Here is a 22,562-nt window from a genome sequence, read left to right as displayed (position 1 = left end):
TGACTTTACGATTGGTTGGTTGTATGAATAGAAAAAATATGGAAAATGAAACTATAAACGAAAGATTCCTCGGTACCATCTTCGGACAAGCTGTAGGAGATGCCTTGGGACTGAGCACGGAGTTTATGTCCAAGCAAGAGGTGGATCGTTTCTATCCTAATGGGATAGAGGACTATTCACAAATCGTGCAGGATGATCATCGTCGTCGTTGGCAAAGAGGCGACTGGACAGATGATACTGATATGATGCTATGCATCTTAGATTCCTTTGTGGCTTGTCAAAAGGTAGATTTCCTTGATATTGCCAGAAGGTTTAAGGAATGGATGATGAACGGAGGTATGGGAATTGGTCGGCATACCTATAATGTAATGGCTCTTGGCGACTATACTTCGAATCCACAGAAGGCTGCAGAGATTATCTGGAAGATGGGAAAGAAAAAAGCTGCAGCTAATGGAGCCGTCATGAGAACTTCGGTGGTAGGGCTTCTGAAAGAAAATGTGACTAGTAATGCTGAGAATATCTGTAAGCTAACTCATTATGATCCTCGCTGTGTGGGCTCTTGCGTTATCGTTTCTTCTATCATACATGCTCTTGTCTTTGAAGACAGGATATTGAATTATGAAGATGTGATTGGCATTGCCAAACGATATGATGAACGAATTGTTCCATTTGTTGACTTGGCATATCATGAAGGTCTGGATTCTTTGTGCCTGGATGATGAAAAGTGTATGGGATATACGCTCAGAACTTTAGGGGCAGCCCTATGGGCTTATTGGCATGCAACATCGTATAAGGAGGGTATCTTGAAGATTGTTTTATCAGGAGGAGATGCGGATACCAATGCTGCAGTAGCAGGGGCTATCCTGGGTGCTAAATTTGGAATAAACCAAATTCCTGACGAATGGAGAAATGGTCTTCTCTATGCTTCTATGCTTTATAACAAGGTGCAGAATTTCTACGCAATGTATCGCTAAAAGAAAGGATTCGATAATGAATGTGATGCAATTGAATACTGATATTTATCATAGCTTGGGCGTACTTTCTAATGACGAGAGCTATTTGGAAGAATCCCTTGCTAGTATCAATCAGGCCTTTACGGAATTGAAGCTTCATCGCAAAGGAAAAATGGATTTTATTCCTGCAGAGGATTTGCTTAATGAGTTATAGGATAGAGGTTGCACCTGAGTTTGCCCGTAGATTGAAGAATTTAAGTAAGCGCAGTCTGCATTAGAGTATAATAACGCAGAATCCTGCCGGCATTACTGCCAGCAGAACTCACTTTCAAAAACCGAACCTAAAAGTCTACCTTGTAATTTCTATCTATGCAATATCTATTGTAACCTGAATAAGCCTAACAACTAAGAACTATGGCAGTAGAACAAATGGAAAAATAAAAAAATATTGAATTATAGTTAATTTGAGTTTGAAATCATTGTAGCTTAAAGTAAAACTATTATATTTGTGGCTGATAGATTTCGAATCTGTATCATAGATATTGGTTCTAGAGATTATGGTATAAATATAGTAATTTTAAATGATAACATTATGAAAATGAAACGAACATTTATTACTGCATTCTTTGCGATGTTACTTGTAGTTTTTTCAGTTTCATGCAGCAGTGAAGAGAAAGAGTTTGATTATGCAGCATTGCCGATGTCGGCACAGCAGTTTGTAAAGCAATATTTTGCTGGTGCATCATACAGCCGTGTGGAAAAGGAGAAAGATAATGGCTTTTGGGAATATGAAGTATTGCTCAGTGATGGCTCTAAAGTGGAGTTTAATGAGAAGGGAGAGTGGAAGAGTGTTGACTGCAAATACTCTGAGATCCCTGTAGGCATTATTCCTACTGTCATAGCTGAGGATATTGCAAAGAAATATCCTGATTTGAAGCCTTACAAAATTGAAAAAGAGGTTGGCGGATATGAAATTGATATTCCTGGCTACGATCTCTATTACAGCAATAACGGTATATTCATACGTGCTAAAATTGACAAATAACAGAAGAGGGTGTGTCATGGCTTTATGACACACCCTCATGCAGTTCTGGTACTTACTATAACAGCTCTCTTGCTATCCAGGCACAGGCTTCGGCATCTATTCCGGTTCGGACTTGATGAGGCTGTAGTAGCTGTCTGCAATCTCGCCATCCCTCACTATCACAATGCCCACCGAGCAGACACTTGTACGCTGCTGGTTGGCCGTTTCGAAATTTATCGCTGCAAAATCTTTCATAGAATTATCATTTTTGTGCCTTATATATTATGGTGTTACTCTGAGGAAATATAGGCTATCCTATTTCTCCTATCAGCCATCTTAGGGCATTGATTCTCTTGATACCGTTGTAATCGGCAGTAGGGTCTTCATCAAGTGTAAGGATATACTTAGGATATTGGTCATTGATCTGCTGCAGAGATGCCAATTCACGTTTTAAGGTAGTCTCATCTCTAACGGTAGCAGCTACCTGATAATACGTGATATTGTTTTCATCAATCGCTACAAAATCTACTTCCAGATTATCCATCTTTCCTATATATACTTTCTGCTGGCGATGGAGTAGTTCCAGATAAACGATGTTCTCCAGGATGCGGCCGGCATCGAATGAGCGGGAACCTAGGAGCATTCTTCTCAAACCGATATCTACTAGATAATATTTACCCAATGTCTTGAGCAGCTGCTTACCCTTGATGTTGTATCTTTTGGTTTCATATACGAAGAAGGTTTCGCAGAGTGCGGTCAGATATCGTTCTACGGTTTTCTGGTCTATTTTCCTTCCATCGGCAGTCATGATGTCGGCTATGCGCTTGGTGGATAGGATGTTGCCGATATTGTCGGCTGTGAAACGGATAACGCTTTCCAGCATCATGACATCGGGTAACTTCTTCCTGCTCATGATATCCTTTACTACAATGGTGTTATATACGCCATTCAGGTAGTCGCTGATTTCTGCGGGAGTATCCAGTTCAAGGGTATATGGAAAACTGCTCCTTGTGATGTAGTCTGTATAGGCTTTGGGAAGATTGTCGGTTCCTCCGATACCTTCAACATACTCTCTGAATGAAAGGGGAAGCATTGCGATTTCCACATATCTTCCGGATAGTAACGTGGCGATTTCGCTTGACAGCATATAGGCATTCGACCCCGTAATATAGAGATCTACTGTTGGCTTCAGGTTGAGGCTGTTGATGATGTCTGGGAAATCTTCCACATGTTGTATCTCATCAAAGAAGATATAAGTCATCTTGTCTTGATGAATTAATGGCTTGATATAAGCGTATAAGTTATGTGGATTACGAAGCTCATAGAAGTCGTAATCCTCGAAATTGAGATAGATGATTTGGTCGGCACTGACACCTTGCCTCTTAAGCCAGTCACGATAAATCTCCATAATGGTGGATTTACCGCAACGGCGAATGCCGGTTATCACTTTGATAAGAGACTTGTCTTTGAAAGCGATCAGTTTATTGAGATATTCCGTTCTTTCTATTCGTTTCATATCATTTCATTGCTCTTTGATTATATATTTGCTGCGAAGATACTATTTTTTTAGGATAAATCATCCTAAAAGTAGAATATTTAAGAAAGTTTTAGGATGAATCGTCCTAAGACTTTTGAAATTAGAGAAGTTTTAGGATGAATCGTCCTAAAACTTTTTGTACAATCCCCATATTTAGGTATTTCTGCGAAACCATCATTTTTAGGTATTGCAGATTACGGGAAAAGGGCGTATCTTTGCACCCGAAAATAAATGTAACTAAAAGTAAGATAGACAAATGAAAACAACAATCGTAATTTATGGCTCTTCTACTGGCTCATGCCAGTCGATTGCCGAAACCATCGCCTCTAAGTTGGGTGTGGAAGCTGTAGATGTAGCTAACATCGATGACGCTACTATCGCAAGTCATGAGAATCTTCTTCTCGGTACTTCTACCTGGGGTGCCGGCGAGATGCAGGATGACTGGTATGATGGCGTGAAGACATTGAAGAGTGCCGGCTTGGCTGGCAAGACCGTAGCCCTGTTTGGTTGTGGCGACAGCGAGTCTTACCCTGATACATTCTGTGGCGGCATGAAGGAACTCTATGATGCTGTCGTTGAGGCTGGTGCTACCGTATTGCCTGGTGTTTCTACAGACGGATACACCTATGATGACAGTGAGGCAATTGATGGCGACAAGTTCCTGGGACTCGCACTTGACGAGGTGAACGAGGACGACAAGACAGAGGAGCGTATCGAGGCCTGGCTTGAGGCAATCAAACCATCGCTATAATTATATTTCTAAAATATTTTTCAAGAATTGGAGAATGATGGAATTCTCTGATTCTTGGTTTAAAAACAGATAAATTCGGATAGTATGCAGCAGGAAATCGCAACACCAGTAGATTTGAAGGTTCTGATGAATCATATATATGAATATAAGAAGGGGGTGCGCCGCCTGGTGCTCTACACCTTCAACAAGAAATATGAGTCTTTTGCCATAACTAGATTAGAGCGTCAGAACATTGATTATATCATCCAGCCGGTTGGCAACGACCGTCTGAATCTCTTCTTTGGTAAGAAAGAATGTCTGGATGCTATCCGCATGATAATCACCAAACCGTTGTGCCAGCTTACGCCGGAGGAGGATTTCATCTTGGGTGCCATGCTGGGATATGACATCTGTGCCCAATGCGAACGCTATTGTGAGCGCAAGAAGAAGGTTTGCTAAGCTTTTCTTTCATCTTCGTAATGTTTTATGTTTATAAGTAGAAAGAGCGTGATTGCCGTAATGGTGATTACGCTCTTTCTGCATATTTCGGAATAATTCCTCTTTTTGAGGGCTGAAATGAAAGAAAAAGTCCTGAAAACACTACTTATTTATTAGTACTGACTATATCAATGCGTTTAACCTGATACCAACTTCTAAGTATAAAAAATGTGAAAATCACAATTTCTCGGTATTGTACAATTTCTAAATAAGTCTTACCTTTGCAGCCCGAAAAAAGGAATAGATATGAAAAAAGGATTAGGAAAAATCAGAAAGATTAAAAAGAAACACATCTTCCTGGCCTTATTGGCCGTGATCGTTCTGGGAGGTTTGGCGAAGGCTTACTCTGCCTGGGTGGGTACTACCCGCATCGCTTTCCTCAACTATCAGGCTATTGCGCTGGGACAGATTTCGCATGCCAACGACAATGCGATGATTAAACTGAGTGAGATCACAACCGATGATTTCGATCATCTGGATGATTACGATATGATTATCGTGAATGGTATGGGACTCCGAATCGACGAGAACCAGCGCAAGCAGTTGGAAGAGGCTTCCTACAAGGTGCCGACCCTGACTCATGCTGCTACCAACCCAGCCAACAATATCGTATCAGTAGATAACTTCGATGCAGATTATCTGATGCAGTACATCGAGAACGGCAGCAAGAAGAATTATCACAGTATGCTCGCTTACATCCGTAAGTTTATCGACGGAAAGAAGTTCATGGCTCCAGAACCGGAACGTGTGGATGAGCGACCAAACTATCTCCTGACTCATTTCGACCCGAAGGATGAAAAGGGCGATGAGCTGGGTTTCAACAGCATCCGTGAGTACAATGCCTTCCTGGCGAAGAACGGATTATATAAGAAAGGTGCTCCTACCATCTTGCTCACCGGTTTTATGGGTGCGGCTCCTGATATGGAGAAGGCTTTCGAGAAGAAGGGATTCATGGTGTATCGCATCAACCAGCTGCAGAGCTTTATCGCCGGTCATCATGCCGACAGTATCCAGGCGAATGCCGTAGTGAATATGGCGCATGGCAGACTGGGCGATTACTTCGTAGAGTTCCTGAAGCAGAAGAATATTCCACTATTCTCACCTCTTAATATCAACCGCTTGACCACCGATTGGGAGAACGACAAGCAGGGAATGAACGGCGGCTTCATGTCGCAGAGCATCGTGACTCCGGAGATTGATGGTGCCATCCGTCCATACGTGGTTTTCGGACAGCGCATCAACAAGGAGGGCTTGCAGGAGGTTTACGGCATCCCAGACAGAATGGAGAGTTTCGTGGAGAGCGTGCAGGGCTATGTGAATCTGAAGAACAAGAAGAACAGCAGTAAGCGCATCGCCATCTTCTACTTCAAGGGTCCGGGTCAGAATGCACTTACCGCTTCGGGAATGGAAGTGGTTCCATCGCTCTACAATCTCCTGGTTCGCTTGAAGAATGAGGGATACAATGTAGGCAAGTTGCCAGCCAATCCTCAGGAACTGGCAAAGATGATTCAGGCTCAGGGTAGTGTCTTCGGAACCTATGCCGAGGGTGCCTATACCAAGTTCCTCCAGTCGGGACATCCAGCCCTGGTTACCGCCCAGCAGTTTGCCGGATGGACCCAGAAGGCTTTGTCTAAGAAGATGATCAAGGAGATGAACCAGCTCTATGGTTCCTTCCCTGGCAAATATATGGCTACCGATGATGGTAAGCTGGCGGTGGCAAGGCTACAGTTCGGTAATGTGGCTCTGCTTCCACAGGTGATGGCAGGCGTGGGAGGCGACTCCTTCAAGATTGTGCATGGCACTGACCAGGCACCTCCTTACACCTATGTTGCCTCTTATCTTTGGGCACGTTATGGTTTCAGTGCCGATGCACTCATCCATTTCGGAACTCACGGATCGCTGGAATATACCCCGAGAAAGCAGGTGGCACTCGGCAGCAATGACTGGAGTGACCGATTGATTGGTGTGGTTCCACATCTTTATATATATACCATCGGCAATGTGGGCGAGGCGATGATTGCCAAGCGCCGCACCTATGCCCAGACCCAGAGCTATCTCACCCCTCCTTTCAAGGAGAGTGAGTTGCGACAGACCTATAAGCAGTTGAGCGATGCCATCCAGTCATACGAGAAGAAGGCATCTGCCGAACAGTCGCTGAAGGTGAAGGCGCTGACCGTGAAGATGGGAATCGCCCGAGAACTGGGGCTCGATGCCAAGCAGATGAACAAGCCTTATTCTGCAGATGAAATCGCGAGAGTTGAGAACTTTGCGGAAGAGTTGGCAAACGAGAAGATTACCGGCAAGCTCTATACTCTGGGTGTGCCATACGATAATGATGATGTCCGTACCAGTGTCTATGCGATGGCTACAGATCCTATTGCCTACGGAATGTTGGCAGTAGATAAGTTGAAAGGTCGTGCCCAGGAGGGTGTGGAGAAGCACAAGCAGCTTTTCGACCGTCTCTATCTGAGCAAGGCACGCAATACCGTGACCCAGCTTCTGGGTTCAGCCTCGGTTTCTGACGAATACATCTGCCGTTATGTAGGAATCACTCCTGCCGAACTCCAGATGGCTCGCAAGGTAGAGGCGATGCAGGCAGCTCCGGATCCTATCCAGATGATGATGCAGATGGCAGACCAGATGGGTGGAGCGAAGGAGGCGAAGCCGAAGAAGGTGGATCACCGTACGGTAAGCGAACTCCGTGCTGCCAAGGTTTCTCACAAGAAGAAGATTCCGCAGATGAGTCGTGAGGCTTTCGAGAAGATGGAACAGACCGGTCGCTTCCCTGACAAGATGATGGAAGCCATCAAGAAGGGACAGAAATGGTATCAGGATGATCTGAAGATGGCGAAGGCCGGCAAGGGCAAGGCATCTCCAAAATCTTCTAAAGATAAAGGTATGATGATGTCGAAAGCACCAAAATATACCCGTCAGCAGATTCATCTGGCTCAGGCTATCACTACCGTAGAGCATGCCTTGCAGAATGTAGGCAAGTATTCGGAGGCGCTCCGTCAGAGTCCGCTCAACGAGATGGCTTCTCTGATGAATGCCCTGAATGGCGGCTTTACCGCCCCATCTCCTGGTGGTGATCTGATTGTGAATCCGAACACCCTGCCTACCGGTAGAAATCTCTTCTCCATCAATGTGGAGAATACACCTTCGGAGGATGCCTGGGAGAAGGCGAAGGAACTTTGCGACAATACCATCAAGATGTATTGCGAGCGACATAAGGGTGAATATCCTCGTAAGGTAAGCTATACGCTCTGGAGTAGCGAGTTTATCGAAACAGAGGGTGCTACCATCGCTCAGATTCTCTATATGCTCGGTGTAGAACCGGTAAGAGATGCCTTCGGTCGTGTTACCGATCTGCGTCTCATCCCATCCAAGCAGTTGGGCCGTCCTCGCATCGATGTCGTGGTTCAGACTTCCGGTCAGCTCCGCGATCTGGCAGCATCCCGTCTCTTCCTCATCAACAAGGCGATAGAGATGGCGGCAAATGCCAAGGGTGACAAGTATGATAACCTGGTGAAAGCCGGTGTTACTGAATCGGAACGAGTGCTCGTAGAGAAGGGTATGTCGCCAAAGGAGGCCCGCGAGGTGAGTATGTATCGAGTGTTTGGTGGCGTAAACGGCAACTATGGCACCGGTATCCAGGAGATGGTAACCGCAGGCGACCGCTGGGATAAGGAGAGTCAGATTGCCGAGGTCTATATGAACAATATGGGTGCCTACTATGGTGATGAGAAGAACTGGGAGACCGTTCGCAAGGCAGCTTTCGAGGCAGCGCTGACCCGTACCGATGTGGTGGTTCAGCCACGACAGAGCAACACCTGGGGTGCCTTGAGTCTCGACCATGTATATGAATTCATGGGAGGTATGAACCTCGCTGTGCGCAACGTAACCGGTAAGGATCCGGATGCTTATCTCGCCGACTATCGCAACCATAGCAATATGAGAATGCAGGAGGTGAAGGAGGCTATCGGCATCGAGGGCAGAACCACCATCTTCAATCCAGCCTATATCAAGGAGAAGATGAAGGGTGGAGCCAGCAGTGCCAGCACATTCGCCGAAATCGTAACCAATACCTACGGCTGGAATGTGATGAAGCCAAAGGCAATCGACAAGGAGATGTGGGACGAGATCTATAATGTATATGTCAAGGACAAGTACCATCTCGGCACCAAGGAGTTCTTCGACAAGCAGAATCCGGCTGCGCTGATGGAGATGACCGCCGTGATGATGGAGAGTGCCCGCAAGGGAATGTGGAAGGCTACTCCTCAGCAGCTCAAGGACATCGCCAAGCTTCATACCGAGACCGTGAACAAGTATAAGCCTTCATGCTCCGGTTTCGTCTGCGACAATGCCAAATTGCGCAACTATATCGCCAGCAAGACCGATGCAGCTTCTGCCAAGGAATATCAGCAGAATGTAGAACAGATCCGCGATGCTGAGGCTGCGAAGAACAGCAGCGACAAAGGTATGGTGATGAAGAAGGAGACGCTGAATGAGGAAGCTCAGAAGACCACCACTGTGGTGAGCGGCATCGTTGTAGGTGTCATCGTCATCGTAGCGTTCGTTGTGCTCGCAGTATATTTGCGACGTCGTCGCAAAATGATGAGTGAAGAATAATTCAACACTTAACAGTGAAGAATAATTCAACATTCAACATTTAACATTCAACATTTTAAAAAAGTGGAGACATTAGTTTTAGTAATGATGATATTGGTTTGCTTCAGTTTTGTGCTGAAGCAGACCTTCCACGGAGTGAAGGAGATTATGATCATCTCGGTGCTCGTAGCCTTCTTCGTGGGAATGACCTGGCCATTCGCCATCGAGCAGTCGAAGACGCAGATTGCGGCCTGGATAGCCGACCAGAAGCTGATGCTCGATATGGCGGTGCTGCTGAGTATCGACGTGGCACTCACGATGCTTTTCTGTGTGCACCACGTAGATCTGAAGACTTCGGAACATGTGAGTCGCCGCAAATGGGTGTTCTTCATCTTCCTGAAGTATTTCCCGGGTTTGCTGGTTTTCCCAGTGCTTTTCAGTGTTCTGGTAATGACCATCTTCTTGCTTCCCGGCGTATCGTTCCAGGTAGTGGCATGGGTGCTTGCCGTAGTGCTGCTGGTCTTGACGCCGGTATTCACCTACGGTTTGAGATGGCTCTTGCCGGAGCGACCAATCCGCTTGGAACTGCTTTTCCTGGTAGAGGTGCTGCTCGGATTGATGGGCATCATCGGTACGGTGAATGGCAGGACAGCCGTGGCAGGCTTCAACAGTTTCGATGCCCTCTCGCTTCTCGGCGTCATCGCCATCGTCATCGTAGGAATGGCGATAGGATGGGGCTGCTATCGCATCAAGATGCAGCGCTTATCACAGAAACTGTAAAGGCGCAAGCCAACTTAACATTCAACATTCAACATTTAACATTATAAAAAAGATGAATTACATATCAGACGTATTGTTTTGGATTTCCACAGGCATGCTGGTTCCTGTGATTATTTTGTTGATTTTCTTCTTCCTCAGAGCCTTGCTGCTCCTTGGAGGTTTCTTCGGACAGTATCTTGTAAAGCGCAAGTCGGGTGCGGAGATTCGTGAACAGATGAACACCCTGACACTCGATAACATCGATACCCTGGGCGATCGCTTGCCAAAGAACAAGCAGGCTGTCATCGTTTTCTATATGAAGAAACTCGTGGACAACCGCCAGAGCAAGGCGCAGGTAAACCGCATCCTCGACCAGTATGCCCAGTTTGTAGAGAAGGATCTTTCTCTTCCTTCTACACTCCTGAAGATGGGTCCGATGCTCGGTTTGATGGGTACCTTGATTCCGATGGGGCCTGCCCTGGTAGGTCTTTCTACCGGTGATATTGCTTCGATGGCTTACAATATGCAGGTGGCTTTCGCTACCACCGTAGTGGGATTGTTCTCTGCAGCCATCGGTTTCGTAACCAAGCAGACCAAGAACCGCTGGTACACCGAGGATATGAGCAACCTCGAGTTTATGGCAGACCTTTTGGAGGAAAAGTAAAAAGGTAAAAAAGTAAAAAGGTAAAAAAGTTAAGATATATAATTTATGAGACAGAGACGCAGAAATAGGCTTGCGCATGATGGCGAGGATGATGATCCGATGAGCGTAGTGAGCAACCTCTTCGATGTGGCGATGGTATTTGCCCTCGCCCTGATGGTAGCCCTCGTTTCGCGCTATAATATGACGGAAATGTTCAGCAAGGATAACTTCACGATGGTGAAGAACCCTGGCAAGGAGAATATGGAAATCATTACCAAGGATGGACAGAAGATCAATCGCTATACTCCTTCTGAAGACCAGAGCAATAAATCTGGCAACAAAGGAAAGAAGGTGGGCATCGCTTACCAGTTGGAGAATGGCGAAATCATCTATGTTCCGGAAGATAAATAATCGGGGATTGCAAATCCCCTCAAGCAGAAAAATAATTTTTATTGTAACTAAAAGAAAAATAAAGAAAAATGAAAAAGTTTAAGACAATGATGGCCATGATGTTGGCTTTGGTTTCTATGTGTGTAGCATTCAGCTCTTGCAGCAGTGATGATGATGACAATAATGGTGCTGGCTCTTCAGCAACAGCAGAACAGGTTGTTGGTACTTACGTTGGTGAAACAATGTCTATTGCTTTGGCAGGTCAGGGTGATATGGACCCATTGGAGAATGCAACTTTTAAGTTGGAAAAAGTTGATGATAGTCATGTAAATATCATCCTTCCTGCATTTGGATCTGCACCTATGGCTTTACCTTCAATTACAGTGAAGAATCTTGCTGTAACAGAGTCAAATGGTACTTATTCTATTCCTGAAACCAGTTTTGATCAAACATTGGAAAATGGCAAAGGTCTTTCTAAAACTGCTATAAAAGCAACTATAAAAGATGGTAAAATGCAGATTACTTTTGTTTTACAGTATGGTAAAATGCCTTTTATCATGAACTGTTCTTCAAATGCAACAAAGAAGTAATTGTCGATGAAACAAAAGATATTCGCACTATTCCTGATCCTTTGCGGATTGTGCCTGAATCTGAAAGCCGAAACCCAGGGCGATGTCGTGGGTAGGGTGCTCGATGATTCGGGCGCACCTCTGGCGGGTGCTACCGTCCAGATTTTGCATGCAAAGAGTGGGGTAACAACTGATGAAGACGGATATTTCCGCATTCCTTACAGCAAGGATGGAGCGGTGAGAGTGAAGGTGAGCTTTGTGGGCTATCAGACTCAGACTTTCGTACTGAAAGCGGATGAGAGAAAAGGTGAGCAGCATGTGCTTCGCCTTCAACCGGATGCTACTGCCCTCGATCAGGTGGTAGTTACCGCAACCCGAACTCCGAAGGCTTTGAAGGATGCTCCTGTGGTAACCCGTCTGATTACCGCCAATGATATCAAGATAGCTGATGCTACCAATATCCAGGACCTCCTCACCGAGCAGATGCCGGGTCTGGAATTCGGCTATGCCATGAATCAGGAGACTTCTCTCAATATGAATGGTTTCGGTGGAAACGCCGTGCTCTTCCTCGTAGATGGCGAGCGATTGGCTGGTGAAACTATGGATAATGTAGATTATAGTCGTCTGAACTTGGATAATGTAGGACGTATCGAGATAGTAAAGGGTGCTGCTTCGGCGCTCTATGGCGCCAATGCCGTAGCCGGAGTCATCAACATCATCTCCCGTGAAAACAGCGAACCTTGGACTGCCAATGTCAATACCCGCTACAACGACTTCAACAAGGAGTGGCGCCACGGTGGAAGCTTCAGCTTCAATGCCGGAAAATGGAATTCGCAGACCAGCATCCAGCGCACCACATCGGATGAGGTTCAGCTCACCAGTCCTTTCGATACAGAATCCAACATCCTCCATATCTATGGTGGAGAGACCTTCAATGTGAAGGAGCGTCTTACCTACAAGCTCTCTGATAAGGTAAAACTGATAGGTCGTGGCGGTTATTTCAATCGTATCAGCAAGCGCAGCAACTATGATGATCATTACATGGATTATTCTGCCGGACTGAAGACCGTGATGAATCTTTCGGAGAATGATAATCTGGAGATTTCTTACGGCTTCGACCAGTATGACAAGGCTCGATATGTGAATGATGAGCGTACTCACGACCACGATTATACCAACCGTCAGAACACCGTCCGTGCCCTCTATTCCCATATCTTCGGCAAGAATACATTGACGGTAGGTGCAGATTTCCTGAACGATTATCTTACCACCTATCAGTTTGAGGATAACGAATCAAAGAATCAGAATTCATGTGATGCCTTCGCCCAGTTCGATTACAATCCTTTGCAGTGGTTGAACATCGTGGCAAGTCTTCGTCATGATTACTTCTCTGCATCCAGCCAGCATGCCACCACCAGTCGTCTGGCTCTGATGACCAAGTGGAAGGGCTTTTCCATCCGTGCCAACTATGCCGGCGGATTCCGTGCCCCAACCCTCAAGGAGATGTATATGAACTTTGATATGGCGGGTATGCAGATGATTTATGGTAACCCGGATTTGAAGCCGGAGAAGAGCAACAACTTCAACCTGGCGCTGGAGCATACTGGCAGGGTGAAGAATGCTGGCTTCTTTACCGGTCAGTATAGTCTTACCCTGATGGGTTATTATAATAAGTATGATAAGCGCATCACTACCGAGGATTATGCCGATTATACCCCGGGAACCGGTCAGCCGGATGTGGCTTCCCGTTATTGCAACGAGGATGGAGTAGAGGTGAGCGGCATCGACTTCAGTGCCCAGTACCGTTCGGATATGGGACTCGGTGTGAAACTCGACTACAGTTATCTCCATGTGGGTGGCAGAAGCGTAGATTCCCAGTTCTCTCAGCCTCGTCCGCATTCTGCAACCTGGCGTCTCGACTACGATCGCCAGCTCTGTTCGTTCTATCGCATCAATGCCGCTCTGTCAGGCAGATACCTGTCTGCTCCTGATACGAACATCAAGAAGCATGACAGCAGTTATCAGTTGTGGAAGTTCACGCTTCAGCAGCGATTCCTGGATGCCGTCAATCTGAATTTCACGGTAGATAATCTTTTCGGTTATACGCCAAAGAACTATTATTGGAGTTCTGCGATGACCACCGGCCGCACCTTCTCAGTAGGCCTTTCTATCGATATCGACCGTTTCGTAAAGGTATTCTAATAAAAATAGCAGGGTGGACCAGTCTTCCATCCTGCTTCTTTTTATTAATAGCACCGCCCTAACAATATAAAATAGGTAGTTAGGGCAGCGGTATCGCATTTTTAATGCCCGTTTTCAAAACTGATACTGCCCCCATGAGATAGGGGAGGAAGATAGATGAAAACATTGAAAAAACGCCCTAGAAATATCTCTTCTTCATTTTCTTCAAGAATTCCTTGGTGATAGGGAAGCCGGAGGCATCACCTATTACGGAGTCGGTAAAACAGAAGGGACATTCAGCTGTAGGCGGCTCATCAGGGAGGTAATCCGTGATTTCGGATGGCGAGAAGATTTCGCAGCAGAAGAAACAGCCGCACTTTTCAGATTTTTCTATCTGTTCCTTGTTGCTGTAGCAGCAATCGTGAGCCTGGCGGAAGATCCTGTCTTTCTCCTCCTCTTCTTTCTGCTTTTTCTCAGCCTTTTCCAGATAACCCTTGAATCGTCTCTGAAGATAGAGCGGCACATGATAGTGAGGGGCGAAGACATACAGCGACGGAACATGGTCGTGGTATTCGTAGCCGGGACCATCTATCACGGTATAGCTGTCATCCGTCTCATCATATGGCAGTTCATCCAATCCCCTTTTATCCTTGGCAGCCTGGTTTCTCTCCCAGATCCATTCGGTGGTAAGCGGAGTTCCGACAACGATGGCAAGTTTCACCTCATCGCCACGATATACTTCCACGATGTCACCTTTCTGGAATCTAATCTGTTCTGCGTTTCTGCCTCGGAAGGTCTCGTCAGGATGACGGTCGTATGCAGGCAAATCGCAGACTCCGGGATAGTAAATGCTGAAACGCGAACAGCAGTAAGACTGGTCGATCAGTTTTCCTTCCCCATCATACATCCTTTCCGAAAGACATTCGCGGTCGTAGTGCAACAGTCCCATTGGAATCTCCGAGATATAATAGCAGAAGGTATCCAGCGGATAGTCGTCTTCCTCCTTCATCTTCTTGCGGTAAAGGACATCCTGGTGCATCAGTCTCTCTGCCTCCTCCAAAGTTGTAGTGAAGGCTTGCGGACAATAGGTGTTCACCTTATATTTCGGATAATGTGAACGCTTTTTCTCCTCCAGCTCTTCTGTTTCTAAAACTTCGAGCTTGAAGATGGCAGGAACATCCCGATGCTGTGGATGTTCAGCCAATTGCTTGAATTCTTCGTATGTCATGGGATGGTTATTTTAAGAATTTATGAAACTTGAGAATCTGAGATCTAAGTTCAGGTATTCTGATGCCTTCAGAGTCTTTGCCTTCTTGATTGTTAAGATTCCTTTTGGTGATAGTTTTATGAATTTTCAGTTTTCTCATGTCCGACTTGCCGTTAGCTTTATGGTTCCACCAAGGCTTGGGATATGCATGTCTTTTTTTGTATCTCGTGCCATCGCAGTTCTGGATAAAGATTTCCAATACTAATCCATCCATTTGACAATCATGCGGGATGTTGATGGCACGTCTTTGGATATCCATTTCGTAGAAGATACTTCCGTCCTTTTTGCAGAGCACGATGTCCAGATAGTCTGGCATATCAGGTATAGTTCCAGGCTCTGACATTTGTGGTTGAAACTCCCCAAACTCTTCCTTCACATACTCGAATAGTCCCCGAGTATATTTTTCGATATCCACCCCTACATATCGAGTATAGGTGTATTTGATAATACATAAAGACATTTTATTTGCCATTTTATTCTTTCTTTTTGGTTATACCTTTATAATATAGTAATATGAGGGGAAAATTTCAAAAAAAAACGCCAATATTTTGAAAAAAAGTATTGGCGCTTGATTATTGAATTCGCGCCCCATGAGATAGAAGATTGATTTCCTGCTCCAGGATGAGGAGGATGAGATTGTTCCGCTGGAAGTGAAAGCCGAGACGAATGTCAAGGCAAAGAGCCTGCGCCAGTTTGTTGCTGACAACCGGTCAAAGAAGGCCTATCGCATCTCCATGAATGATTATCAGCAGGAAGATTGGGTTACAAACGTACCGTTCTATGCGGTAAATGGTCTCGAATTTTAGCTATAGTACCGCCCTAACTATATAAAAATAGGTAGTTAGGGCGGTGGTATCGCATTTGCAAATATATATGAAGTTCCGAAAAATGAAATCCCCAACCTGCTATGGGAAAGCTGGTTGGGGAAATTATGATAGATTTTGCTTTCATCAGAAAATATCCGATTGTGAATTACAATGGATACTCCTCGAAAGCGTAGAGTACAGTGCTTAAATAACGCTCACCAGTATCTGGCAAGAGGGCTACAATCTTCTTGCCCTTGTTCTCAGGACGCTTCGCAATCTCGGTGGCAGCAAAGGCAGCAGCACCTGATGAGATTCCTACCAAGAGGCCCTCGGTCTGAGCCAGGTCACGACCTGCCTTGATAGCATCATCGTTCTGAATATCCAATACCTCATCGATATATTCTGAAGAGTAGGTCTCTGGAATGAAACCGGCACCGATGCCCTGAATCTTGTGAGGACCGCTCTGTCCGCCGTTCAATACAGGCGATGTGGCAGGTTCTACGGCAATCACCTTCACGTTTGGATTCTGCTCTTTCAGGTACTTGGCGATACCCGAAATGGTTCCACCAGTACCTACACCGGCTACGAAGATATCAATCTCGCCATCGGTATCAGCCCAGATTTCAGGACCGGTTGTGGCATAGTGCTTGGCAGGATTGGCTGGGTTGGTAAACTGTCCCAGAATCACAGAGCCTGGGATGGAATCGCGGAGCTCCTCGGCAGCCTTGATGGCACCAGGCATTCCGTCCTTACCGCTGGTCAATCTCACTTCTGCGCCGTAAGCCTTCACCAGGTTTCTGCGCTCCACACTCATGGTTTCTGGCATGGTGAGGATGAGGTGGTAGCCCTTTACGGCTGATACCAGAGCCAGGCCTACACCCGTGTTACCGCTGGTTGGTTCAATGATGGTGGCACCTGGTTTCAGGATGCCCTTCTGCTCAGCGTCTTCGATCATCGCAAGGGCGATACGATCCTTTACGCTTCCGCCAGGATTGAAGAATTCTACCTTAGCAATCACTGGAGTCTCCAAACCCTTGGATGCTGAATATTTACCCAATTCTACCAATGGGGTCTTACCGATTAAATCAGTAATCTGTTTATATATCTTTGCCATAATGATTTTTTTAATGTTAAGTGTTGAGTGTTGAATGTTGAATTTTAATGTTGAGTGTTGAATGTTGAATGCCGTTATTGTCCGTCAGGCAATTCAACATTTAACATTCAACACTGAAATTACTTTACGTAGGTAAATGCCTCATCGAGTGCCTCAATCAGGTCGTCGATGTTCTCGATACCGATGCTCAGGCGAACGGTAGAAGGATAGATGTGCTGCTCCTCCAACTCCTCTGGGCTCAGCTGAGAGTGGGTGGTTGTTGCTGGGTGGATAACAAGTGACTTCACGTCGGCTACGTTAGCCAGCAAAGAGAAGATGCGCAGGTGGTCGATGAACTCCCATGCTTCTTTCTCGCCGCCCTTGATATCGAAGGTGAAGATAGAACCACCGCCGTTAGGGAAGAGCTTCTTGTAAAGCTCGTGGTCTGGATGAGAAGGAACGGCTGGGTGATTAACCTTAGCCACCTTAGGATTGTTCTCCAGATACTCTACCACCTTCAATGCATTCTGAACGTGACGCTCTACACGGAGGCTCAATGTCTCCAAGCCCTGAAGAAGAATCCAGGCGTTGAATGGAGAGATGGTTGCACCGGTATCACGAAGGATGACCGCACGAATTCTTGTTACGAAGGCTGCTGCTCCGGCTACATCTGCGAATACGGCACCATGATAAGATGGGTCTGGCTTAGCGAGAGTAGGGAACTTGTCGGCATTCGCCTTCCAGTCGAACTTACCGCCATCTACGATGACGCCACCGAGAGATGAACCGTGACCGCCGATGAACTTGGTTGCAGAGTGAACCACGATGTCTGCTCCGTGCTCGATAGGACGGATGAGGTATGGAGTACCGAAGGTATTATCGATAATCAATGGGATGTTGTGGCGATGAGCAATCTCTGCCAACTTATCGATATCGGTTACATCTGAGTTAGGATTTCCGAAGGTCTCTGCATAGAGAGCCTTGGTATTGTCCTGGATGGCAGCCTCTACCTGCTCGAAGTTGCGAGGATCCACGATGGTGTAGCTGACACCCTGTGTGGATAATGTATGAGTGATGAGGTTATAAGTACCACCGTAGATGTTGTCGGCAGCAACGATGTGGTCGCCATTCTGAAGAATGTTCTGCAGAGCGTAGGTAACGGCGGCAGCACCAGAAGCGACAGCCAAACCTGCTACACCACCCTCGAGGGCAGCTACACGGTCTTCGAATACACCCTGAGTAGAGTTGGTCAAGCGACCATAGATGTTACCTGCGTCACGGAGTCCGAATCTATCGGCAGCGTGCTGAGAGTTGCGGAACACGTAACTTGTGGTCTGGTAGATAGGCACCGCACGAGCGTCGGTAGCTGGATCTGGATTTTCCTGACCTACATGCAACTGAAGTGTCTCAAAGCGAAGTTTCTTTTCTGTACTCATAATCTATGTCCTTTCTTTAATTTTACGTTAATATTCAATCTATTCATTTATATAAATTGCCGCCCAGTTATCCAGTCATGATAGGCATCAGACTGTTTGTTCTGATTGACGCTGCAAAGGTACGGCGATTTTCTGGATTCTGAAATAGCATATGAGTAGTATTCCTGCTACCACGTTTGTGGTATTCGGGCATTTTTTAGCTGCTTTGATGGGTTTACACCTTATTATATATAGGAGCAATTTTTATTATATATAGGATTTTTGAGTCTGTATCCTATCCCAAACTAGTCTTTCAAGCAGCCGATAGGTACCACATATACTCCGTCTTCTCTGCGGTAAGCATAGTCTCCTACGGCAGTGAGTACCATCATGAAAGATGGAGCTTTCATCTTGGTCGTGTCTATCTTATCTGCAAGAGCAGTTAGCGTAGAGACTCCTTTTTCGATGGCTTGTGCACCACCCAGCTTGATTTCGATGAGACCGTATGAGCCGTTGCGGAGATGGATAACTGCATCACATTCCAAACCGTTCTTGTCGCGGTAATGATATACGTTGCCGTCGATGGCATCAGCATATACACGAAGATCACGGACGCATAGGGTCTCGAAAAGCAAACCGAAAGTCTCCAAGTCGTTGATGAGATCATCAGGACCTAGACCTAAAGCAGCCACCGCAATGGATGGATCAACGAAATATCGGGTTTCAGCCGAACGGATGGCAGTCTTGCTGCGAAGGTTCGGATTCCAGGCAGGCATGTCCTCTATGACGAAGATTTTTTTGAGTGCACCGATGTAACTCTGTACAGTCTTGTCTGCCAGTGTCTCATCATCGTTTTCCATCATGTCTTGTCTTATGGCTCCGATACTTACTTGGCCACCTTGTGAACGGGCGTATGAACGCAGAAGCAGCTTGGTTCGTTCGCTGTTTCTGCTGATTTCATCCACTCTTGAAATATCAGTCTTTACCACCGCATCGTAATAGTCGTAAGCCTGTCGCAAAGCGGCTCTTGGGTTCTTGGTAGTGGCACTAGGCCATCCACCTCTGCAGACGAGATATGCGATGTCTTCTAGTTTCAATTTGTTGAAACCTTCCAGGTTTGCATTTCCCTTGAACAGTTCGCTGATGCTAACTTCGCCTGTAGATTCTCCCGATTCCCATAATGACATAGGTCGCATGGTAATCCAGGCGAAACGTCCTGTACCCGTGTGATGTATTTTTTCGGAAGATGCAGGCACGGCAGATCCTGTGAGGATAAACAAGCCTTCCTCACCCTGGTGGTCCACTTCAAATCGGATGGCATCCCAGATTTGCGGTATGATTTGCCATTCGTCAATGAGTCGTGGCTTTTCTCCTTTCAGGAGCATTTTTATCTTTAAATTTGCCATTTCCAGATAGTTGTTTTGGTTGTCTGGATCTGCCATATATAGCACGCTTTTGGCCTTTTGTTCTGCTGTGGTAGTTTTTCCACACCATTTTGGCCCTTCTATCAATACTGCTCCAACTTCTTCGAGTCTGTATTCCAATAGTTTATCTGCAATTCTTTTTTTGTATTCTTTCATATTGAATCTCTTTTGTTTCGGCTGCAAATATACGATAAAATCTTAGAATTACCAAATTTGGCGGCATATTTTTACTTAATTTGGCTGTATTTTGTTACCTAATTTGGCTGTGATTCGTTACTTAATTTGGCTGTAATTCGTTACTTAATCTGGCGGAATAAAAAACGTCCTCATCTGTTATGTGTTTCAGATGAGGATGTTTTGATATATTATTTGTTACCTTTCGTTCTGTTGTGCATCTTGCAAAGCATTTGGCAATTTGCCAAGTCTGTTTTGCCACCTTTGCTCCATGCAGTAACATGGTCGGCTTCCATCTCGGTGATTCTATAGATATAACTCTTACGATTGTTGTCTGTTTGTGCGCAAAGTGGACAATTTGAGATGCCCTTTGTTTTTGCGTCCTTGGTCTGTCTCTCGTATGCTTTTTGTTTTATCGATTTTTCGAATAGGCGAATTTCTAACAGTTCTGGTTGTTGCTCGCCTCCAAGAACATACTCAAAGATTCCTGCTTGCTTGGTTACGGCTTCATCAGCTAAAAGTTCTTCTACTCTTTTGTTCAGTTTTGCCAAATCATATGGCTTTTTATGATAGGTTTCGTATAAACGTCCCCATTCTAAACCACACATTTTATCGTATGTCTTGTAGAAGGTAGCTGAAATCCAGTCTATCACGCTGTCGAAGTAAGATTGCAGCTCTTGGATATTGGAGTCACGGCGGTGAAGCGACATGTAATTATCTATACTTACGCCTTTACTAGCACTTATCCATTGCAAAGCTCGTTCCAAGAAGCCTTGTCTTTTAACATCTGCTTTAATGTAGGCACTCCATTTCTGGATGTTTGAGTTCCGGCTGTTGCTGAATACCTCTTTCGCAGCTGTGACGAATGTGCCAGAATAGATGGCATTTAACAGTTCTTGCTCGTTAAGCGGAACTCCGCTAATATTAATGGTCTTGAACCACTGCTTGATTTCGGCTTCTTCTCCCTCGCAAACATAGATAGTCAGCTTGGTGTTTAGGAATCGTTCTCGTGATTCCTCGTCTAGTCCATCAAGATATTGCTCTTTTCCGTTCACTTTTACGGCTAGCTTCATGGTGACGTATCTGCCGAAACTAGTGATACGTTGCTGACCATCAAGTACTTCGTATCGTCCATCTTTGGTCTTGTTGAAATATATCAAGCCGATGGGATAGCCTTTTAGGATAGAATCCACAACGGCTACGTCTTTCTTGCCGTCGCAATAAATATAGTTGCGTTGGTATTCTGGTTGGATAGTCAGCTGGCCGTTCAAGCCAAATAAACCTTTTCCTTCATGTTCGTTATAGACAAAACCTTTGCAGATGTCTGCTATAGTCCAATTTGTATATAATGTTGGTTTCATGATTCTTATTTTTTATGTCGGATTAATATTCTAGCGTATGGCTTTTGAGGAATGCCATCTTCCATATAGTAAAGTTGGCCATCACGCAAACTCTTGTTCAGCTTCTTCAATTCTCGGTCGAAGGGCTTTAGACCTAAAGCTTTGCCAGAGTCACCTTGTGTTTGCCCGATAATCTCAAATTGTTCAGGACAATACTTATCCAAGAAACTGATAGGAACTCCCATTTTTCCATCATAGTTGGAAGGGATAGCATCTGTATAAGGCACATCTATAGCATCATAGTTGGCATAATGAATATAAGAGCTACGCCCTTTGAGTTCTTTATGCTTACTAAACTTTAGGTTGTCTTCTAGAGTCATTAAAGGCAATGGTTGATGGCGGCGACCATGTTCGATGTTAGTATACCAGCGTACTCCTTTTACTCTAATATATTTTTTACCGTTTTCATCAATTCTCCATCCTGAAGCAGTCAAAGGATATGTATCTGGTACTCCAAATTCTCGGTCACCACTGTGAATCGTGCATCCCATCCAAATGATATTGTCTTTAATTAGGGGGAAGACTTCTTTGTAAGTTACTGCATTCATATTTCCGATTATTACGAACTGTTTCTTAGCTTCAATTATCCAACCTAAAAAATCTCTGAATAAAGAAAATGGAGGATTAGTTATAATGATGTCTGCTTCGTCGCGGAGATTCTTGATTTCTGTACTTCGGAAATCTCCATCTCCCTGTAGATAATTCCACTGTAAGTCTTCCACGTCAATTTTCCCATCTCCAGAAACATCATGGTCAAGAACGAATATCTTACCATTTGTCTTGGTCTTGTCTTTATCGAACTTGATGTCGTTTTGCTCGAAAAGAGAGGGTTGATAACCAGTCTTATACTTTTTGCTTTCTGGAGCATAACTTGTACTTATCAGTTTTTTTAGACCGAATCGTTCAAAGTTTTGAGCAAAGAATTTTGTGAAATTACTCCATTCAGGGTCATCGCATGGTAAAAGGATAGTTTTATCTTTGAATACATCTGGATTATATTCCAGGTATGCGTTCATTTCTTTTTCTATATCATAATATTGAGTGTAAAACTCATCGTTCTTTGCATTTCCTGACTTTGACAAAATGTGTAC

The 22,562-nt window shown here is 45.1% G+C and carries 20 protein-coding genes and 1 pseudogene; 12 read left to right on the top strand and 9 right to left on the bottom strand.

Annotated elements, in window-relative coordinates:
• The first annotated feature begins 38 nt into the window (after positions 1 to 38).
• From KUA46_RS10665 to KUA46_RS10655, 3 genes are all read left to right on the top strand, one after another.
• Positions 39 to 974, top strand: coding sequence for an ADP-ribosylglycohydrolase family protein (locus KUA46_RS10665; protein ID WP_218487630.1), 936 nt, complete (start codon positions 39 to 41; stop codon positions 972 to 974).
• Positions 975 to 996: 22 nt separating this feature from the next.
• Positions 997 to 1,167: a hypothetical protein gene (locus KUA46_RS10660; RefSeq protein ID WP_218487629.1), complete on the top strand. Its 171-nt coding sequence runs from the start codon at positions 997 to 999 to the stop codon at positions 1,165 to 1,167.
• A 378-nt stretch (positions 1,168 to 1,545) separates the two neighbouring features.
• Positions 1,546 to 1,998, top strand: coding sequence for a PepSY-like domain-containing protein (locus KUA46_RS10655; RefSeq protein ID WP_256625086.1), 453 nt, complete (start codon positions 1,546 to 1,548; stop codon positions 1,996 to 1,998).
• Between the two features lie 99 nt (positions 1,999 to 2,097).
• Here the strand turns inward: KUA46_RS10655 and KUA46_RS10650 are convergent.
• Together KUA46_RS10650 and KUA46_RS10645 are read right to left on the bottom strand one after the other, a co-directional pair.
• A pseudogene (locus KUA46_RS10650) lies at positions 2,098 to 2,232 on the bottom strand (exonuclease); the annotation flags it as partial.
• A 55-nt stretch (positions 2,233 to 2,287) separates the two neighbouring features.
• Positions 2,288 to 3,493 carry an ATP-binding protein gene (locus KUA46_RS10645; RefSeq protein ID WP_217314469.1) on the bottom strand — a complete coding sequence of 402 codons (1,206 nt, stop codon included), beginning with the start codon at positions 3,491 to 3,493 and terminating at the stop codon, positions 2,288 to 2,290.
• 277 nt (positions 3,494 to 3,770) lie between these two features.
• On the opposite strand from KUA46_RS10645, the gene fldA reads away from it, so the two are divergent.
• From fldA to KUA46_RS10605, 8 genes are all read left to right on the top strand, one after another.
• A complete protein-coding gene (gene fldA, locus KUA46_RS10640) occupies positions 3,771 to 4,265 on the top strand; it encodes a flavodoxin FldA (RefSeq protein WP_218487628.1) in 495 nt (164 codons plus the stop codon).
• A gap of 84 nt (positions 4,266 to 4,349) precedes the next feature.
• Positions 4,350 to 4,703, top strand: coding sequence for a DUF2023 family protein (locus KUA46_RS10635; protein ID WP_022120342.1), 354 nt, complete (start codon positions 4,350 to 4,352; stop codon positions 4,701 to 4,703).
• Positions 4,704 to 5,018: 315 nt separating this feature from the next.
• Positions 5,019 to 9,371 carry a cobaltochelatase subunit CobN gene (locus KUA46_RS10630; protein WP_218487643.1) on the top strand — a complete coding sequence of 1,451 codons (4,353 nt, stop codon included), beginning with the start codon at positions 5,019 to 5,021 and terminating at the stop codon, positions 9,369 to 9,371.
• Between the two features lie 63 nt (positions 9,372 to 9,434).
• Positions 9,435 to 10,130 carry a hypothetical protein gene (locus KUA46_RS10625; RefSeq protein WP_264905307.1) on the top strand — a complete coding sequence of 232 codons (696 nt, stop codon included), beginning with the start codon at positions 9,435 to 9,437 and terminating at the stop codon, positions 10,128 to 10,130.
• Positions 10,131 to 10,182: 52 nt separating this feature from the next.
• On the top strand, positions 10,183 to 10,773 hold the full coding sequence (locus KUA46_RS10620; protein WP_218487627.1) for a MotA/TolQ/ExbB proton channel family protein: 591 nt from the start codon (positions 10,183 to 10,185) through the stop codon (positions 10,771 to 10,773).
• Positions 10,774 to 10,818: 45 nt separating this feature from the next.
• The gene (locus tag KUA46_RS10615) at positions 10,819 to 11,163 is read left to right on the top strand and encodes a DUF2149 domain-containing protein (protein ID WP_118255371.1); all 345 of its coding nucleotides are present in this window, start codon (positions 10,819 to 10,821) and stop codon (positions 11,161 to 11,163) included.
• A 68-nt stretch (positions 11,164 to 11,231) separates the two neighbouring features.
• On the top strand, positions 11,232 to 11,732 hold the full coding sequence (locus KUA46_RS10610) for a calycin-like domain-containing protein (protein ID WP_153084980.1): 501 nt from the start codon (positions 11,232 to 11,234) through the stop codon (positions 11,730 to 11,732).
• Positions 11,733 to 11,738: 6 nt separating this feature from the next.
• A complete protein-coding gene (locus KUA46_RS10605) occupies positions 11,739 to 13,913 on the top strand; it encodes a TonB-dependent receptor (RefSeq protein ID WP_153119379.1) in 2,175 nt (724 codons plus the stop codon).
• A gap of 178 nt (positions 13,914 to 14,091) precedes the next feature.
• On the opposite strand, the gene KUA46_RS10600 is transcribed toward KUA46_RS10605, so the two are convergent.
• Together KUA46_RS10600 and KUA46_RS10595 are read right to left on the bottom strand one after the other, a co-directional pair.
• Entirely contained in the window at positions 14,092 to 15,120 is a 1,029-nt protein-coding gene (locus KUA46_RS10600; RefSeq protein WP_228121635.1) for a hypothetical protein, read from the bottom strand.
• 7 nt (positions 15,121 to 15,127) lie between these two features.
• Positions 15,128 to 15,631 (bottom strand): hypothetical protein, encoded by a 504-nt coding sequence (locus KUA46_RS10595; protein WP_228121634.1) that lies wholly within the window; start codon positions 15,629 to 15,631, stop codon positions 15,128 to 15,130.
• Between the two features lie 178 nt (positions 15,632 to 15,809).
• Here KUA46_RS10595 and KUA46_RS10590 point away from each other — a divergent pair, with 178 nt between their 5' ends.
• Entirely contained in the window at positions 15,810 to 15,965 is a 156-nt protein-coding gene (locus KUA46_RS10590) for a hypothetical protein (RefSeq protein WP_194257049.1), read from the top strand.
• A gap of 166 nt (positions 15,966 to 16,131) precedes the next feature.
• On the opposite strand, the gene cysK is transcribed toward KUA46_RS10590, so the two are convergent.
• From cysK to KUA46_RS10565, 5 genes are all read right to left on the bottom strand, one after another.
• Positions 16,132 to 17,079: a cysteine synthase A gene (cysK, locus tag KUA46_RS10585; RefSeq protein WP_118085561.1), complete on the bottom strand. Its 948-nt coding sequence runs from the start codon at positions 17,077 to 17,079 to the stop codon at positions 16,132 to 16,134.
• Between the two features lie 119 nt (positions 17,080 to 17,198).
• A complete protein-coding gene (locus tag KUA46_RS10580; RefSeq protein ID WP_006849406.1) occupies positions 17,199 to 18,494 on the bottom strand; it encodes an O-acetylhomoserine aminocarboxypropyltransferase/cysteine synthase family protein in 1,296 nt (431 codons plus the stop codon).
• A 284-nt stretch (positions 18,495 to 18,778) separates the two neighbouring features.
• Positions 18,779 to 20,053, bottom strand: coding sequence for an ATP-binding protein (locus tag KUA46_RS10575; RefSeq protein ID WP_154480962.1), 1,275 nt, complete (start codon positions 20,051 to 20,053; stop codon positions 18,779 to 18,781).
• A gap of 209 nt (positions 20,054 to 20,262) precedes the next feature.
• A complete protein-coding gene (locus tag KUA46_RS10570) occupies positions 20,263 to 21,432 on the bottom strand; it encodes an HNH endonuclease family protein (protein ID WP_218487626.1) in 1,170 nt (389 codons plus the stop codon).
• 5 nt (positions 21,433 to 21,437) lie between these two features.
• Positions 21,438 to 22,553: an adenine-specific methyltransferase EcoRI family protein gene (locus tag KUA46_RS10565; protein ID WP_256625084.1), complete on the bottom strand. Its 1,116-nt coding sequence runs from the start codon at positions 22,551 to 22,553 to the stop codon at positions 21,438 to 21,440.
• Positions 22,554 to 22,562 lie beyond the last annotated feature (9 nt).

It is taken from the genome of Segatella copri, from assembly GCF_019249765.2.
In the GTDB taxonomy this organism is placed as follows: Bacteria; Bacteroidota; Bacteroidia; order Bacteroidales; family Bacteroidaceae; genus Prevotella; species Prevotella copri_K.
Note: the sequence above shows the minus strand (reverse complement) of the source record. Positions and strands in the feature narration are given on the sequence as shown.

Excerpts from the sequence above, each read along its gene's own strand:
- KUA46_RS10655 (WP_256625086.1), top strand. The coding sequence starts at position 1,546 with ATGAAAATGAAACGAACATTTATTACTGCATTCTTTGCGATGTTACTT.
- KUA46_RS10595 (WP_228121634.1), bottom strand. The coding sequence starts at position 15,631 with ATGGCAAATAAAATGTCTTTATGTATTATCAAATACACCTATACTCGA.
- KUA46_RS10635 (WP_022120342.1), top strand. The coding sequence starts at position 4,350 with ATGCAGCAGGAAATCGCAACACCAGTAGATTTGAAGGTTCTGATGAAT.
- KUA46_RS10605 (WP_153119379.1), top strand. The coding sequence starts at position 11,739 with ATGAAACAAAAGATATTCGCACTATTCCTGATCCTTTGCGGATTGTGC.
- KUA46_RS10575 (WP_154480962.1), bottom strand. The coding sequence starts at position 20,053 with ATGAAAGAATACAAAAAAAGAATTGCAGATAAACTATTGGAATACAGA.
- fldA (WP_218487628.1), top strand. The coding sequence starts at position 3,771 with ATGAAAACAACAATCGTAATTTATGGCTCTTCTACTGGCTCATGCCAG.
- KUA46_RS10665 (WP_218487630.1), top strand. The coding sequence starts at position 39 with ATGGAAAATGAAACTATAAACGAAAGATTCCTCGGTACCATCTTCGGA.
- KUA46_RS10580 (WP_006849406.1), bottom strand. The coding sequence starts at position 18,494 with ATGAGTACAGAAAAGAAACTTCGCTTTGAGACACTTCAGTTGCATGTA.
- cysK (WP_118085561.1), bottom strand. The coding sequence starts at position 17,079 with ATGGCAAAGATATATAAACAGATTACTGATTTAATCGGTAAGACCCCA.
- KUA46_RS10645 (WP_217314469.1), bottom strand. The coding sequence starts at position 3,493 with ATGAAACGAATAGAAAGAACGGAATATCTCAATAAACTGATCGCTTTC.
- KUA46_RS10570 (WP_218487626.1), bottom strand. The coding sequence starts at position 21,432 with ATGAAACCAACATTATATACAAATTGGACTATAGCAGACATCTGCAAA.
- KUA46_RS10615 (WP_118255371.1), top strand. The coding sequence starts at position 10,819 with ATGAGACAGAGACGCAGAAATAGGCTTGCGCATGATGGCGAGGATGAT.
- KUA46_RS10620 (WP_218487627.1), top strand. The coding sequence starts at position 10,183 with ATGAATTACATATCAGACGTATTGTTTTGGATTTCCACAGGCATGCTG.
- KUA46_RS10610 (WP_153084980.1), top strand. The coding sequence starts at position 11,232 with ATGAAAAAGTTTAAGACAATGATGGCCATGATGTTGGCTTTGGTTTCT.
- KUA46_RS10600 (WP_228121635.1), bottom strand. The coding sequence starts at position 15,120 with ATGACATACGAAGAATTCAAGCAATTGGCTGAACATCCACAGCATCGG.